This is a genomic window from Bacteroides sp. Phil13 (genome assembly GCF_001940965.1).
Taxonomy (GTDB): Bacteria; Bacteroidota; Bacteroidia; order Bacteroidales; family Bacteroidaceae; genus Bacteroides; species Bacteroides intestinalis.
Window position 1 is genome coordinate 125200 of record NZ_MSHA01000034.1, and the last position, 17359, is coordinate 142558.

Below are 17359 nucleotides of genomic sequence, written 5' to 3' on the forward strand. Positions count from 1 at the left end.
GACTGAATATGAATGAACAATCCATCCAAAAACAATATAACCAAATAGTCAATTTATTGGAAGATAAACGGCTGAAAGAAGCTCTTGTTCAACTGGATGCTTTCTTATATAATGGTAACGACTGGAGTCTGCGTAACCGACTGGAACAAATCCAGACTTCTTATCAATATATGTTGCAATATATGAAACTGGGTATGAAAGACCCTGAACGGCAGAAACTGTATCGCCAGCTATTGGCTGATACATGGGAGATTGCCGACCAGACACGTATTGCATTATTAGATGAAATATCCACCCACTATTACCACTCCCTGCGCAGGAATCCCAAGCAGCTTCCGAAAGCTTATGGCATTTCTACCCTGCAAAAGATACTGGAAGGCTTTGCAGATGAAATGGCTGTATCACAGTTAGCAAACTACCAAGGCTTGGACGCTATCCTGAGACGACATGAAGAGACACACCAGGTAATGTTTCTTACTACCTGGAGCAACAGCAGTTGGACTTTGGAAGAATTTGCCCAGGCAGAAGATATGCTTCGTTCGGAGACATTGCCAACCAATGACTTATGCCTGTTTGTCAGTGCTGTCACACTCAGTTTAATGGAGTGTTTCGATGAGCGCAAAGTAAACTGGTTGCTCGACGGGCTTCGCCATACCAATCCGCAAATCAATCAGAGAGCATTGGTAGGACTTGTTATTACCTTGCATCTCTATCCTTCACGCATTGCACTTTATCCAGAATTGGAAGCACGTATTTCTCTTTTCAGAGAAGACCCGAACTTCAGCAAACAGGTGAACCGTATTTATATCCAGCTACTTCGTAGCCAGGAAACGGAGAAGATTGACAGAAAGATGCGGGAAGAAATCATTCCCGAAATGATGAAGAACGTGAATATCATGCGCAACATGAAGTTCGGTTTTGAAGAAACAGATGAAAACGACCGCAATCCCGACTGGGAACAAGCTTTCGAGCAATCGGGTTTGGGAGATAAAATACGCGAGATGAACGATCTGCAACTGGAAGGAGCAGATGTCTATATGAGCACATTCGCACAACTCAAAGGGTATCCTTTTTTCCGCGAACCACATAATTGGTTCTATCCTTTCGACCGGATGCATTCCAGCATTATCCATCAGGTAGGTTTGAACCAGAGTGATGAAAGTTCTGTCCTCTCCATCATCCTGCAATCAGGATTCTTCTGCAACAGTGATAAGTATTCATTTTGCTTCACTATTGCACAACTTCCGCAAGGACAACGTGACATGATGCTAAGTCAGATGACCCCTCAGGATCAAAGCGACTTTATGGAAGAAAAGAACAGTGCCAGCCTGAAACAATTTGCTGAACGGCCTGATGTTATCAGTAACCAGTACATTCACGATTTATACCGTTTCTTCAAACTTAGCCAACGCAGATTCGAGTTTCATAATATCTTCCAGGAAGAGATTGCATTGCACCGCAATCCGGTACTGAAAGAACTGTTAAGTGCTCCCGAATTATTAGTAGCGGTTGCCGACTTCCACTTCAGCAAGGAGCATCCAGCAGAAGCTTTGGAGCTCTACCGGATATTAATAGATCGAAAACAGGCCAATGCGGACATTTTCCAAAAGACAGGTTTCTGCCTGCAAAAGGAGAAACGCTATCAGGAAGCTGTGGACGCTTATCAGAAAGCTGATATGCTGAAGCCCGATCACCTGTGGACACTTCGCCACCTGGCTACTTGTTACCGCCAGATGAAGAATTTCGATGCAGCTTTGGAATACTATCATCGCGTAGAAACTATTCAACCGGAAAATCGCAATGTATTGTTCTATACCGGTAGTTGCCTGGCAGAACAAAAAAGGTATGACGATGCCCTGCAATATTTCTTCAAGTTAGACTTCCTGGAAAACGACTGTATGAAGGCATGGCGCGGCATTGGCTGGTGTTCATTTGTCAGTGGTAAGCATGAACAGGCTATGAAGTATTACGATAAACTCCTTGCCGCCAAGCCACTTGCTACGGACTATCTCAATGCCGGACACGTGGCCTGGGTACTGGGAAACATAGAAAAAGCAGTCGGACTATATGGCAAGGCCATGGCAGAAAGCGGAAGTAAAGATGCTTTCCTTGAAATATTCGACAGAGACCGGAACAGCCTTCTCAAACAAGGTATTGCAGGAGAAGAGATTCCATTAATGCTGGATATGATTGAGTAAAGACATAAATAAGTAGCTGATGAAGAAATACTGTATCCTGGCTCTATTCTGTTGCCTTAGCTATCTGGCAGCAGCACAAAGTCCTGTAGAGAAAGGACTGGAAAGCATAAACCGGACATCTGCCGAAGCATATATCGGTTTTCTGGCTCATGATGAATTACAAGGGCGGGAAGCCGGATATCATGGTTCAAAGATAGCTGCCCAATATATTGCTTCATTGCTTCAGGCAATGGGAATACAACCGGTGGGAGACAGTTATTTTCAACCTTTTGAAGCATACAGAAGAGAACGCCAGAAAAGGGGAAAGCTAGAGGTACACCCCGATTCAATAACCTTATTCAAAAGAGAAGTACATCAGAAGCTCTCTATGACGAATATACTGGGAATGATCCCCGGTAAAAACACCAGTGAGTATGCTATTGTCGGTGCGCACTTTGATCATTTGGGAATAGATCCTGCTCTTGAAGGTGATCAGATTTATAATGGTGCTGATGATAATGCTTCCGGTGTGTCAGCCGTTCTGCAAATAGCCAGAGCATTCATTACCAGCGGCAAACAACCGGAACGAAATATTATTTTTGCCTTCTGGGATGGTGAGGAGAAAGGATTATTGGGTTCCAGATACTTTGTACAAACCTGTCCGTTCATTTCGCAAATCAAAGGATATCTGAACTTCGACATGATAGGTCGCAATAATAAGCCACAACAACCCATGCATGTAGTTTATTTCTATACGGAGGCCAATCCGACTTTTGGAAAATGGCTAAAAGAAGATATAAAGAAATACAACCTCCAACTGGAACCCGACTATCGTCCATGGGATAATCCCATAGGCGGTAGTGATAACGGTTCTTTTGCCAAAGCGGGAGTTCCTATTATCTGGTATCATACAGATGGGCACCCGGATTACCATCAACCCTCCGATCATACAGACAAACTGAATTGGGAGAAGATAGTGGAGATAACCAAAGCATCCTTTCTGAATGCTTGGAATCTGGCGAACGAAAAAGAGTATTGAGCTATACTTTCAATAATTCCCTGTACAATTTTTGTACAGGAAGCCCCATGATGTTGTAGTAACTTCCCGAGATATTTTCCACTCCTATAAAACCGATCCACTCCTGCACTCCATAGGCACCGGCTTTATCCATCGGTTGGAAATTATCCACATAATAGGCTATTTCCTCTTCACTTAAAGTGGCAAAACGCACCTCAGTTTGTGCAGTAAAACTACGCTGCCAGTCGGTAGTGGTTATGCATACACCGGTGAAAACCTCATGGGTACGCCCGGACATAGTGCGCAACATCTGCAAAGCATCTTCCCTATCCCGGGGTTTACCCAGCACCTTACCATCCAGCCATACAATTGTATCGGCAGTAATCATCAATTCACCGGGCTGCATCATGGCAACATAAGCGTCCGCCTTTTCTTTAGCGATATACAAAGGTATATCCGCACCCTGCAAAGTCTCAGGATAAGACTCATCCACATCAGGCAAAGTCCGTACTTCATAGTCCACACCTAAACCTGCAAGCAATTCCTTCCTTCGCGGAGAATTACTGGCAAGTATCACCTTATACTTTTTCAAATTGTCCAACACCGCCTCTTTAATTTTTAATTATTAATCATTAATTTGCTCGTCATCCTACCATCCGAATGCTTTATCATCCATCCAAAGTCCCTGAACTTTCAGGACTTGTTCCACGACATCCCGGCCACAACCATAGCCGCCATTAGCATAAGATATATAGCGGGAAACAGCCTTCACTTCCGCTGATGCATCTTTAGGGCAACATGGCAATCCACATTCACGCATCACCTCGATATCGGGAATATCATCTCCTACATAAAGAATCTCTTCATTTTTAAGACTATGACGGTCACGGAAATCATGATAATCATGGATTTTCACGGAAGAAGACATATAAATATCCACAGAAGGAATTCCCAAAGCCACGAAACGTTTGCGAACAGCCTCAGATCGCCCACCGGTTATGATGCCCAATAGCAGCCCCTGTTTACCGGCAAGGTGCAAGGCATATCCATCCTTAATGTTCACGGTACGCATAGGCTCGCCATCCTGACTCATCGGGATAACGTTAGCACTTAAAACGCCGTCAACATCAAAGACAAGGGCCTTTATCTTCTTTAAATCGTAATTGATAGTACTCACTATATTCGGTTTTTAGTTGGGTTATTTATCAAAAACAATAATGCTTGTTATGTGGTAAAACAATACTTGTTATGCCTCAAAACACTGCTTGTTATACACCGGAACATTACTTGTTATGCAAACGATGTATGCTCTCGCTAACCAATCGATATAATTCCTGCATCTCCGGCTCACCCGCAAGCATCTCCAGATGTTTATTAATCACATTCTCATCATAACGTACAGCCGGTCCTGTCTGCGCTTGCTTCGGTTCCAATTCGTGCACTTTACGGGCTGTCTCATCAATCAAAGGTAACATAGCATCAAACGGAAGATCATACTTTTTCAGCAAATCAGCTGCCAGGGCATACATGTGATTCGTGAAATTACAAGTAAACACGGCAGCCAGATGCAGACTCCTCCGTTGCTCGGAAGTTGCCTCGTATACTTTCTCCGAAAGAACAGAAGCAATTGCTTTTAGCAACTCTGTATCTTCAGACGAATTACTCTCTATAAAGAAAGGAACTACGCGAAAATCAACTTCACGCTGCTTGCTGAAAGTCTGCATAGGATAAAACACTCCATAACGTGATGCTTTACCTTCCCAGATATTCATAGGAATACTTCCGGCTGTATGCACCAGTAAAGCATCTTCCTTTCCGGCAACAATTTCAGGTAATAATGTCACGAAAGCATCATCCTTTAAAGAGACAATATATAGCCGGGCATCCTTAGACACTTCAGAAAGTTCAGTTGTATATCCAGCCTCCACCGCCTGCGCCAATGCACATGCAGCTTCTTTTGTACGGCTATATACCTGTACTATACGAAAGCCATTCTGATATAAAGCCTTAGCCAGATTAGTCGCAAGGTTTCCGGCACCGATAAAGACTATCGGCGTATCTTGTACACTTCTTTTCATCTTGTAGCCAGCCAATATAGAATAATTCCGAGAACTAACAGCGCCACAGGTAACAGATAAGCAGACATCGTACCGAGTAATGCTGTAATCAATCCGAAGTTCAGTATTAACCATAAACCGATCAACACCAGCCCTACAGACTTATCACGCTTGAAGATGAGAAATATCACCGCCGTATAAAGGAGGAAATTGTCCTTATTCATCACCCACGGCAGACCGATACTTGAGAAGTGTATCAATTTGTCCACCAGATAAAGTATACCGAAAACAATCAACGTAACAGCCGTAGCCCTGTAAGTATCGCGGTTATTGTTTGCTTTTGCTGCGCTCACTGTTACTTTCCTCCGTATTTATTGATATGAACTTTTTCCCATTGCAGATGTTCTTCACTGAAAGGCTTACGTTCCATGCCTTTGTGTCCGATAGCAACGACACTGAGTACTTGCAGTTGCAAGGGAATATCAAGCACTTCGCGCACATATTCATCGGACGGCATACCGGAAGCGGTGAAACGTTCACGCACCTGTACCCAGCAACTGCCTAAGCCCATATCTTCTGCCTGTAATTGTATAATAATCGAAGCAATGGAAGCATCTTCAATCCACACATCACTCGCTAACGGATCGGCCGTCACCACAATTGCCAACGGTGCATCAGCAATAAATTGCGACGCCTGCGCCTTGCAATGTGATAGTTTTTCTAGTAATTCCTTATCGTCCACCATGATAAATTGCCATGCATTTGTACGCTTGGAAGTAGGCGACATCAGTGCAGCTTTCATCAAAACAACCACCTGTTCCTGTGTCAACTCTTCATCCGTAAACTTCCGCATGCTGCGGCGAACTTTTAGCAATTCACTGAAATTTTCCATATATCATAATATTATTAAGTTACGAGTTACCAGCTACGAGCTACAAGTAGCTGCGCTATTATACCGAATGGCACTCGTAGCTCGTAGCTGGTAGCTTGTAACTTAATTTAGCGCATTGCGCTAAATTACCATTTAAGAACGCAAAGATACAAGATTATTTTCTAAATTTGCAGTCAATGCCTTTGAAACTGACGACATATTACCACGGGAGTGACATCCCGGAACTGCCGGGCAATAATACATTTCACTCCATCGAGTTGTTTCATATCTACGAAGCAACCCCGGGTTATACGCCCCTTCTCATTGTTGCATCAGAGGCAGGAAGGCCCGTTGCCAAGCTATTGGCGGCAATACGAAAGAGTGTTCGTTTGTTTCCACCCTCTATCATCAAGAGATGTGAAATCTATGGCACAGGAGAATATTTCGATGAAACAGTCGATAAAGAATTTGTCTTTGGCGAAATCCTCCAACGGTTAACTGCCGAGGCATTGCGGGAAGCATTTCTTATAGAGTTCCGCAATCTGGAAAATTCACTGTTTGGGTATAAATCTTTTCGTAAGAATCGTTACTTCGCCATCAATTGGCTACGGGTACGCAATTCGCTACATAGCATCGAACATGTAGAAAGCCGTTTCAGCCCCTCACGTATCCGTCAGATAAAAAAAGGATTAAAAAATGGTACAGAAGTGCGTGAAGCTCATACTCCTGAGGAAGTACGTGCTTTCTCACAGATGCTACACCATGTTTATTCCTCAAAAATACGCCGCCACTTCCCCAGCAGAGTCTTCTTCCTACGCATGGAAGAAGAAATGATGAAAGGGGAACAAAGCAAAATATTCATTGTCACTTACAAAGATAAAATCATAGGTGGCAGTGCCTGCATCTATTCCGAAGATAATGCCTATCTTTGGTTCTCCGGTGGCATGCGCAAGACGTATGCGCTCCAATATCCAGGCATACTTGCCGTATGGTATGCTCTGTTCGATGCCAAACAGCGGGGATACCGCCACCTTGAATTTATGGATGTCGGTCTCCCCTTCCGTAAGCATGGTTACCGCGAATTTGTCTTACGCTTCGGCGGTAAGCAAAGCAGTACTCGCCGCTGGTTTCGTTTCCGTTGGGAATGGCTGAACAAATTGCTGAATAAGATTTACGAATAAATTCATTCCACACTCTGATACGTCAACGGCGGATCAAAGTAACGGGACATGCTCTTCATATTTTCTCTGTAAGAAGGCTTTGCAAAATGAGTATTCGTGAAATAATCATCTTGCTGTTTCTTCTGTTCCTGCTTGAGTGTATCCAGTTCTGCTACGTAATTGGCTGCCTTTTTACCAGAGGCATCAGAGACATCCACTGTCATACGTGCTCCCTCTGTCCTGATCCTTACCGAGTGGTCTGTCGGGACCGGAACATCCAATGTCTGATAAGAATCGATATCCAGTTTAAGAGTTACGGGCGTACCGGTCCATTCATAATGGTAAGTTCCGTTAGCATCGTTTTTAGAAATAATCATACGTAATGTACCATCTCCTATATTTACCCGACTATCCACTGCCTTCAATTCAGAAGGAAGCTGCGGAGCAATGGTTATGGAATGATTGAGCATATCAGGACGGATTCCCAGGAAGTATTGATTCCATACACGGATATGCTCGCTATTACTCCACGCTTGCAGGAAAGTTCCACTTCGACGTACCCACGTCTGCCCGGCACGTGGCCATGCATCCGCATTCTCTGATAAACTGCCGACAGCACCTTCGGCAAGTGCCTGACGGTTCATATTCTTGAACAAAGTATACGCAATGTCAGCTTGTCCGTTTTCTATCATCCGCTGCATGGCCATACCATTATTCCAAAGCCATATCGTACCATTATGATAAGCATCATCTTTATGATAACGATACCATTGCTCATGGTAAGGATGAAACTGTTCGTCATACTGGTCGAGTGAAGATACTCCCCACGGATATACCAGGCGTTCCCAGACATCTCTTGTCTCATGCATCTTCAAGTCAGGATTAGAAACCAGATCCAACGCATAGATAGCATTGGGACGGAATTGCGCATCCCCACTTCCATCTGTATTCAGATGATCATAGATTGACCGGGCGGCTGTGTCTACAAAATCCTGTTCAAAATTTGAGCGGAGACGCTCCGCGGCAAGATTCCAACGCTGGGCATCTTCCTCACGGTTCATGTAGCGGGCAAGATCCGAAGCATTCGTCAATTGCGTATACCACAATGCCTGTACATCCACAGCACGATTGCCACGTGGTGAACAGGGATACTTGCTTTGACGTTTGGCATCCATCCAGGTATCTGCGTCCGCATGGGTGAGATACCCTTTTTCGTCCGTATACAGGCGAAGAGAAGCATCCGTAGCAATCTTCACTGAAGGATAAATTTCTTTCACGAAGGCGGTGTCACCCGTATATTTCAGATAATCGTGCACCTGCATAACGAAACGAGGGGTTCCGTCAGTGGTATTATAAAGAATACCTTCCAGATTCAGACGGTTAGGTACACGTCCGTAAGTAGGAGATGTGGAAATGGTATCCTGATAACGTGCAAATGACGCAAGAATATCACGTGCCGTATCAAACTGCCCTGTACAAAGCACTGCACCCGGCATAGAAATAAACATATCCCGCCCCCAGAAGTCCGTGAACCAAGGTAAACCGGCATACATACCATAACCACCGTGCTGATGAGTGATCAACTGATCATTGGTAAGCATAATCCAGGCAAGGGCATGATCCAAAGAATCCAGATTGGTCTTTAAAGGATTATGGTCCAGTAAGGATTGAATACGCTGACTACGTGCAGACAACCACTTCTCTCCTTCTTTACGGAAACCGGCTATTGCTTGCCGGCTATCTTCTTCCGTACCAAAAGCAATCAGGAAACCATCAGCAGCAACCGGAACAGTTATCAGATTATCTGCAAATTCAATTCCTGCCTCCGCTACGGATGCTATACGTATTACATTTTCCGGTGACTCTTTCGTTGTATAGAGTACAGAATTTCCATCCTTCCGTGCATCCACCACATTTCCCCCCATCAGCATGAATGAGATCTGCTTCCCTTGTACACTATCCATACGAACACACAGCAGCTTCGGTTCATCCACCAGACAGAATGTCTCCACAGCTTCTTCATAACTGCGAACCAATTTGTCAGGATACACCGACGTACGGGCATTTTCCCGAAGCAATCTTTCTCCATCCACATACAAGCGGTAATCGGCAAAGATACGTTTGGCATAAATATTCCAGCCAGCAAACCAATCTCCCCAATCATCCGTAGAGGTCATTCCATAATAGAAACCTCCGTTTTTGTCTGTATAAGAATACTCACGCGACTGGCCGCCAGGTATGGCAATGCCTAATTCGTGCGTACTTAACGGAGACAACTCTTTTACATTTTCACTACAAGCCATCACTAAAAAAGAAGTAGCTGCGAGTAATATACCCGCAGCTTTCTTCGAAAAGCATAAATTCACTTTGTTGTTGATCATATTTACAGCAACTAACCTATTTTATCGTACCTAATCTATTTCATTATTTTGCAAACCTGCACTCTGCCATCTTCCATATAAACCCGTGCCATATAATAACCAACAGGCAAAGCAGACAAACCGACAGAAGTACATTTTTCCTGTGTCATCACCAGCATTCCATTCACAGAATATACTTCTATGCGTTTAGCTTCTCCGGCAGGCAGCACTAAAGTATCTATACCTCTATTGTAATATATTAAAGGTTTTTCGGCATCAGGAGCAGTGGTCTCAATACCTGTCAGAGTTGGTTTAAAGTTAGTAAAGAGACGGAATTCATGGGCAGGAACAGCAATAGTTTGCGTAGTGCTTGATACACTCAATGGCTCATTATCTTTCAGGAGTTCATACCATGTACCTGTTTCCGGGAAAGTTACAGAAAGGTTCTTATCTGCCAAAGTAAAGTTTCCAACCACTACAAAAGACTTGCCATCGGTAGAAGTAGCTGACAAGGTACGTCCATTGTCCCAGTTAGCAATACCTACTTTCCAGCTAAATGTAGTATTCGAAGCAAATAGTTCAGGATATGAATGACGAAAATCTAAAAGAGTAGCATACGTTTCATACAATCTTTTTCGGTCAGCATCTTCAAAATAATCCCAACGTATCGGTTTAGGATCCGTACGATAACCGCCCTGATCGTCATATTTAGAGCCGTCACTATTGTTGTTTATGGAGAAATCATATCCTAACTCACCAAATTGCCAGATCATCTTTGGGCCAGGTACGGTAAGGAAGAAGGCGGCATTAGTGGCTAAACGTTTGGTGCGGGTAGAGAGATTAATATTACTTCCTGTTGCAGGACTCATTCCAGTATTTGTACTCGTAGTTGATGCTATTACTCCGGTATTTCCCCATTTCCAGGCTTTAAATCCTGTACGTTCTTCATCATGACTCTCCATATACCCCACTAAATTACCAGCAGGCATACTTGTTCCCGCATATAAACCACTGAAATCATTTTCCGTAGTCCATCCCATTGCTGTCTGGCAATATGAATGATTCATATTGCGCCATAATAAAATACCAGCTTCCGCCAATTGTTTCTCTTCACTATTAGCTGCTAAATGTTCAAAAATAACGTAAGCGCCTGGTTGCCGCTTTTGTACGGCAGCCGACATACGCTTCAAGTTGGCGATACGTGCATTATCCGGTCCGTTTGCCCAATCATTTGTTCCATAAGGAGTATTAGAGAACCCTTTTGTAAAATCATAACGGAAACCATCAATTTTATATTCCGACATCCAAAAGCCGGCTACGCTATCTACCAAAGCACGGGTATATTCACTCTCGTGATTAAAATCACGTCCCCACGAAAGACTTGGGTTCTTTATATTTGAATCTTGATTATACCACGGATTATCAGCAGAAGGCCTTCCATCCGCATCCTTATACAAAAGATAGAAAGGAGACTGGTCAAAGCTATGATTCAGCACAAGGTCAATAATAACAGCCATCCCTTGACTGTGACATTCATCTACAAAAGCTCTTAAATCATTTTTTGTACCGTAATACTTATCTACGGCAAAATAGAATGAGGGATTATAACCCCAACTCGTGTTTCCTTCAAACTCATTGATGGGCATCAGTTCGATTGCATTTACTCCCAGATTCTTCAAGTATTCCAGTTTTTCTTTCGCAGCATTAAAAGTATGTTCCTCAGTAAAATCACGAATCAGCATTTCGTAAATAACCAACTTTTCAGAATCCGGACGCTCAAAGTTCTTCACTTTCCAGTTATAAGCAGTCTGTCCTGTTTGCAGGACGGAAACGATACCTTCTGCTTTTCCGGTCGGATAAGGTTTCAGATTCGGATATGTCGTACTTTCAATATACTGATCGTTCCGAGGATCCAAAACTTTATCTGTATATGGGTCTGCCACATAAATAGAACCATCTACCAAATATTGGAAAGCATATTCTTCTCCTTTAGTCAAGCCTGGAAGAGTTATCCAGAAATATTCACCGTCTTGTTTCAGTTGATAGTCTGCTTTAGGCGTCCAATCATTAAAGTCACCTACCACATACACATACTTTTTACCCGGAACCTGCAACACCAAAGTTACTTCCGTATCACTGACATAGTTAATACCAGGTCGTACTCCCTTGGGCATCGTTTCCGAAGTACTTGTTCCATTCAGTACTGTTACTTCTTGTGTAGCAGATTCTGTTTTACCATTAGCAGTAGCCTCTACTTTCAAAGTATAGCTTCCGGCAGTTGAGAATGTATAAGGTTGGGAAATAGTAGTAGTATTAGTTGCAGTAGCTATTTCGTCCGCATTTACATAAAGTTTCAAATCGGAAGCCGCAGAGGCAGAAGCTTCAATTGTAAAGGGCGTACCGATAAGTATATTTTCTTTTTCAGCAGGTTTGTCGAAGCGAACGGTTAAGCCAGCGGCATGTATATCAACGTAAATATTTTTTCCGCCCGTTTCTTTTCCTTCTTTCGATTTATCTGCACTACGAAATACGAAAGCTAATTGTTTTACATTTTCCCCCTGCTCAACACTATAATATTCACGAATATTAGGAGTTATTTTAAGTTGCCACTTATCATTTCCTAAAGAAGTCATTTTATATTTCACAGAGTTATCTCCCCATGTTGGGGCATGCTTCCAATCATCACCATCTTTGCTTTTATCCGTTATCACTCCTGTATGTGCATACACATCACCGGTAAAACCTTTCAGCCCAGCCGTACCTTTCGTTGCATCAAAAATAATGGTGACTTCATTATTCTCCGTCGGGAAAGCCGGAGTAGTGGTTACTATTTGCGCTTGCATGGCAACCACTGCCAGCAAACAAATAAATAAGGAGTAAAGTCTTCTCATTCGGTATCAATTTATTGGTTAATGGTTCAAAAGTACACCAGTTATCCCGGATTATCAAGCACTTGAGACAGAAGCAGGAAAAGAAGTAATGCAAACGGTTGCATGAATCAAAGCATATATTCCCGATCAACTGGTTTCTATCGGCAAAGATATAACGGACCGGAAATCAACTTATGGGATTTGGTGTGTTTCACCGGACTTATTGGAAAAATATTTTTTCCCAGTTGGAGAAATATTTTTTCCCAAGTGGGAAAAAAACAGAGCTCTGCGAAACTTGCAAAACTTGCAAATTTGCAAGTTGTTACGGCAACAGCTCCCAAAGTTCTCTGTTTTTAGTTCTATTCATTCATATAACAATTGAATGTTTAACTAACTATTGCTTTATAAATATATAGGAATAACTCACTGCATCCCATTAGAACTGCAGACGAGCCAAGAAAAACACATTTGTTTTTTATAATGTATGAAGATAAGCGAAGCCCTCTTCCCCATATTAGAAAAATGAGGAAGAGGGCTTGGTTTAAATTCTAAAATTGGATCACTTAAAAACTCCTGTACCGTCAGTGAAATTCAAATAGGCTTTCTGACCTTCTGAAACACTTACCCGTTCTTGATCGCCACCATTGCCACGATAAACAATCTTTCCATCAAGAACTATAAATTCCACCTTCCACCAATCGTAGCCACCAAAATTGACGCACATACGCACTTCTTTACTTGCCACGAATGCAGGAGACACAAATTCCCCATCTTTTGTTTCCGGAATAACAAATTTTCCCGTTTCATCAACATTCCATCCTGCAGGAGCCGTATCCCCTATCAAGTAAACGTTTGGAGCCAACACATTAACAATGCGTTCCGCACCATTAACAACATGAAGCAGATACCAACCGGCATTCTTGGCTTCCAAATTATTATCAGTATCAGCGACCAAACCTGCACCGGCTTCATCATTCACCGTTGCCTGACCACCGAAATCATTTCCCCAATCGGCCTGCGGAGCGAACTTAATCTTTTCGCCAACACTCAAATATACAATCGTCCAATAATCAGTGCCTGTACCATTTACTGGAGTAAGTTGTTTCCATACACCACCCCAAGAGTACTCACTACCCGTCATATAAAGTTCCGTAGGAGCTTCCGTGATTTCATAAGTATAATCCATCATATTAATGATCATATTATACTTACCGGCTTTCGCAATCTTACCTGCACCGGCACCCTCATTCACGAGTTGACCGCTCATAGCATCATCTCCATCAACTTTAGGGCCTACAACTCCAGGATTTGCCCAGAAGTCACCTGCGTCAATATTCTTTTGAGGAATAATTTTCCAATATTGATCATCAGCTGTTGTAGTTATGGAGATGGTAAACACTGGATCATCATAAACATTCACATCACTATGGGCGAATTTTATCATACTCGCCTCATCCCATCCAACCATATCACCAACAAGATAATACGATTCTGAGATATCAGGCTTAATAAGTGTTACTTGCACTTCTACCTGATTGGAACTTACACAAAAAGCTTGTTCAGCTTGTTTTATGTATGCCATTACAGTTACAGCCAAATTACGTGCAATCGGATTCTTGCCATAATAGCTTTCCACTGCACTCACGACTTCTTTAGTAGATACATTTCCTGAAGCATCAGCTGCCAAGATAGTTTTTCCCTGTGCGACTCCATTCTCATCTATTTTGCTCAGTACAGCTTCATAAGCAGTAACTTCCATACCTTCCGGAGCATCTACCGACGCTGTAAAAAGCTGAATAGTTTCAGTGGTAACATTCTCCATTTCAATGGCCGCAGCAGGCGTAATATTCACGCTTATATTTTTAGCTTCCTCCGCATCAAAACCTTGAGGAGCTGCCCAGTCATCATAATCACCCTTACAACCGCTAAAAAACGCGGTTGTAAGAACTATACTATATATGAATGATTTTCTCATACTAATCAAATTATTTATTTATTCATTATTATTTATTGTAAAAATGATAGTAACCGGTAATATCATTAAAGATGACTCGATAATCGCCAGCCTCTACAGGAATATTAGCACCGCCGCCAACACCCCAACCAAACGGGAACTTATCACCGCCCCAATTAGGATTCCAGCTGCTATCAACGAGGAACTTCATTCCTGTATTTTCAGTTATACTCATATCATACATCCATACATGTGGACGGGCGCCTGCATAAGTATCTACCGGAGACATGTGCACAGCTCCATCCCCCCAATTCGTAAAGTCACCTGCAATCATCATCTGCTGGTACTCTGCCGGGTCCTTATCAAGAGCAGTAAATGTCAAAGTGTTTGTATAACAATCAAGATCTATTCGATAGTAGCCTGCCGAAGGAACTTTAAAATCCGCACCTTCACCAGTATCATCTTTCAGACGAGGTTGGTTAATATCTCCATCAACACCCCCCCATTGATCGGCCCACTCACCGGGAACACGAATAATCTTGAAGCCAAGCTCAGGTGTGAAATAACCTGTATAAGTAAGAGGACCTTTACCCGTTACCTCATCAAACTTACCACCTTCTACTGGAGACATCGGATAAACAGAAACACCGATTTCCGATCCCCATGCACCATCTCCTACACAAGCACCGATAAGATACCACAATTCAGTATCCGCAGCAACCAATGCCTGGAAGAAAGGTTTAACTTTCATTGTTATACTATTTGAATAAGTATTTTGGCCTGAATTCAGAACACCATTAAGACGTACATATACATCCAAATTATCTGGTATTTGCTCTTCTGCCGTATATCCACCTATCTTCATAATGGCTCTATTGAAATCTTTAGCCACAACGTCAAATTTAGCCTTCGTACTATAACTTTCCAATTGTACAAATTTGGGATTGCCTACTATTTCACCGTTCTCATCAAGCACATTTTCCCATTCATCAGTTAATGAAAGTTGAGGATAATAGCTTACAGCAGCTGTATAACCAAAATCCGGTTGTTTACATGACAGTTCAATCCCCTCACAATTAGCTAAATCATACACATTACCAGCTAATGCAGGTGTATTCAGCACAAAACTATCAGGTACCGTCAAGGTAGGATTGGAGTCTCTGTCATCTTCACACGATGTAAAACCCATAAGAGCAACACCTGCCAACAAAGATGCAATAATATATTTTTTCATATTCCTTTTCATTTAGAGATTAATAACCAGTATTCTGTTTCAGATTTTTATTATTCGAGATCTCATTTACCGGTAAAGGGAAAATACTCATATAAGAGGGGAATTGATTACCCTCATAAACTCCTCCCATCCATTCCCACTTATAGCTGGACTGTCCGGCAAATTTACCAAAGCGAATAAGATCGGTACGCCGACGTCCTTCAAGCCAGAACTCACGGCTCCATTCATCACAGATATCGTCCAATGTATAAGTACTTTTTACAGGAGCATGTGCACGGGTGCGCAATTCATCTATTTTTGCTTTGGCATTACTATTACCAGTAGCACCATTCTTACGAACTGAAGCTTCCGCATAAGTCAAATACGCCTCAGCTATACGCATAACAGGTAAATCCGTATTGACAAACTCAATAACAGCATTGTTACTTCCATCAGAATTAACATTGCGGAACTTCACACAGCTATACCCCAAATTTTCATCAGTGCCTTCATCGGAAACAGAAATATCCATTCCTTTATTGAAGAACAATGCACGATCATCATTAGCAGCAGTAATCATATCCTGCAATGTTGCAGCTTCAGCAGGCTTAGTAGCAAAAAACTTATCAATAAGTTGCTTACGCAGACGAATACATTTACCCCAATTGTTATCAGCACCTGAAGGAGCATAATTATCTGTCAGCACTTTATTAGAGTAAGAAGCTTGAATAAGGAAATTGGTTCCTTCATAACTTTTGGTAGTTTCACCATCAGTAAGGCCTACCAATAAGTTCTCATATTGTGCTCCATTACGATTATTATCGGCCAAGAACAACATTTGATAACCTGTATATTTCTCACCAGTTACCGGATTAGTAGCTCCCGTTGTATTAAGATGATAATATCCATTATTAATAACCTTTTCAGCATAAGTCATGGCATCATCCCAGCGAGGTGTACTTGTATAGACTTCTGCATTTAAATAAATACGTGCCAATAGGTTCCAAGCAGCTACACGGTCAGCGCGACCGTAAGTATTTTTACCAGGTTCCGCCATCAAATCAGCACATTCTTTTAATTCTTTCTCAACATATTCAAAGAACTGGCTTCTTGTATAACCTACAGCCATTTCAGCAGACACAGCTTCAGTAAAGGCCGCATTTCCATACAAGTCCATAACAAGTGCATAGTTATAAGCACGTATAAAACGTACTTCTGCATTACGCATCTCTTGGTCTGCCGCATTACCCTCTTGACTCAAATAAAAGTTACAAAGTGTAATTGTAAAATATAGACGATAATAAAGAGCTGCCGAAAATACACAACTTTCCCCCCATGAGTTGTGAAGCAATTCCGGTATACCAGCATCTGTTGCCCATACCCAATGTGCTTCATCAGCAGTAAATTCGTTGAGATACCACTGAGAACGGAACATACCTGAACGTCCTTCATCAACATCATCAATGTCACCATTGCCATTAGGTCCTGATTGCCCTGTCAGACTAAAACTAGCATAGATTTTGTTGAAGACGGCGTCATTATCGAATTCCATCGTTTGCTGCGGATTGATCGGAGTGACATCCAAGTCGCCTATACAAGAACTTAAGTTCAATGTTAGCGCAAGTGCCGCAGCAGGTATTATTGATTTCAGTATTTTTGTTTTCATGTTATTTTTCTAT

The 17359-nt window shown here is 42.3% G+C and carries 13 protein-coding genes; 3 read left to right on the top strand and 10 right to left on the bottom strand.

What is annotated here, in order from left to right; translation table 11 throughout:
- Window positions 1-8: 8 nt before the first annotated feature.
- Both BWI44_RS06135 and BWI44_RS06140 read left to right on the top strand, forming a co-directional pair.
- Window positions 9-2198, top strand: a complete 2190-nt coding sequence (locus tag BWI44_RS06135) for a tetratricopeptide repeat protein (protein WP_195208240.1) — start codon at window positions 9-11, stop codon at window positions 2196-2198.
- Between the two features lie 19 nt (window positions 2199-2217).
- Window positions 2218-3216: a M20/M25/M40 family metallo-hydrolase gene (locus BWI44_RS06140; protein ID WP_138291296.1), complete on the top strand. Its 999-nt coding sequence runs from the start codon at window positions 2218-2220 to the stop codon at window positions 3214-3216.
- A gap of 1 nt (window position 3217) precedes the next feature.
- Here the strand turns inward: BWI44_RS06140 and BWI44_RS06145 are convergent, their stop codons facing one another.
- The 5 genes from BWI44_RS06145 to BWI44_RS06165 form a co-directional block, all read right to left on the bottom strand.
- The gene (locus BWI44_RS06145) at window positions 3218-3799 is read right to left on the bottom strand and encodes a Maf-like protein (protein WP_007664386.1); all 582 of its coding nucleotides are present in this window, start codon (window positions 3797-3799) and stop codon (window positions 3218-3220) included.
- A gap of 45 nt (window positions 3800-3844) precedes the next feature.
- Entirely contained in the window at window positions 3845-4372 is a 528-nt protein-coding gene (locus tag BWI44_RS06150; RefSeq protein WP_195208241.1) for a KdsC family phosphatase, read from the bottom strand.
- Between the two features lie 106 nt (window positions 4373-4478).
- The gene (locus BWI44_RS06155) at window positions 4479-5273 is read right to left on the bottom strand and encodes a Rossmann-like and DUF2520 domain-containing protein (RefSeq protein WP_195208242.1); all 795 of its coding nucleotides are present in this window, start codon (window positions 5271-5273) and stop codon (window positions 4479-4481) included.
- Window positions 5270-5605, bottom strand: coding sequence for a hypothetical protein (locus tag BWI44_RS06160; protein WP_007664389.1), 336 nt, complete (start codon window positions 5603-5605; stop codon window positions 5270-5272). Before BWI44_RS06160 ends, BWI44_RS06155 begins: the two co-directional genes overlap by 4 nt.
- 2 nt (window positions 5606-5607) lie before the next feature.
- Window positions 5608-6144, bottom strand: coding sequence for a nitroreductase family protein (locus tag BWI44_RS06165; protein ID WP_195208243.1), 537 nt, complete (start codon window positions 6142-6144; stop codon window positions 5608-5610).
- 176 nt (window positions 6145-6320) lie between these two features.
- Here BWI44_RS06165 and BWI44_RS06170 point away from each other — a divergent pair, with 176 nt between their 5' ends.
- Window positions 6321-7304, top strand: a complete 984-nt coding sequence (locus BWI44_RS06170; RefSeq protein ID WP_115501575.1) for a GNAT family N-acetyltransferase — start codon at window positions 6321-6323, stop codon at window positions 7302-7304.
- A 2-nt stretch (window positions 7305-7306) separates the two neighbouring features.
- Here the strand turns inward: BWI44_RS06170 and BWI44_RS06175 are convergent, their stop codons facing one another.
- The 5 genes from BWI44_RS06175 to BWI44_RS06195 all read right to left on the bottom strand — a co-directional run bounded on the left by BWI44_RS06175 (window position 7307) and on the right by BWI44_RS06195 (window position 17346).
- Complete coding sequence (locus BWI44_RS06175; protein ID WP_195208244.1) at window positions 7307-9664, bottom strand: amylo-alpha-1,6-glucosidase; 2358 nt, start codon at window positions 9662-9664, stop codon at window positions 7307-7309.
- A 35-nt stretch (window positions 9665-9699) separates the two neighbouring features.
- Complete coding sequence (locus tag BWI44_RS06180; protein ID WP_195208245.1) at window positions 9700-12534, bottom strand: alpha-amylase family glycosyl hydrolase; 2835 nt, start codon at window positions 12532-12534, stop codon at window positions 9700-9702.
- A gap of 538 nt (window positions 12535-13072) precedes the next feature.
- On the bottom strand, window positions 13073-14488 hold the full coding sequence (locus tag BWI44_RS06185; RefSeq protein WP_195208246.1) for an Outer membrane protein SusF domain-containing protein: 1416 nt from the start codon (window positions 14486-14488) through the stop codon (window positions 13073-13075).
- 28 nt (window positions 14489-14516) lie between these two features.
- Window positions 14517-15701: a SusE domain-containing protein gene (locus BWI44_RS06190; RefSeq protein WP_195208247.1), complete on the bottom strand. Its 1185-nt coding sequence runs from the start codon at window positions 15699-15701 to the stop codon at window positions 14517-14519.
- Window positions 15702-15720: 19 nt separating this feature from the next.
- Window positions 15721-17346: a RagB/SusD family nutrient uptake outer membrane protein gene (locus BWI44_RS06195; protein WP_138291303.1), complete on the bottom strand. Its 1626-nt coding sequence runs from the start codon at window positions 17344-17346 to the stop codon at window positions 15721-15723.
- Between the last annotated feature and the right edge of the window lie 13 nt (window positions 17347-17359).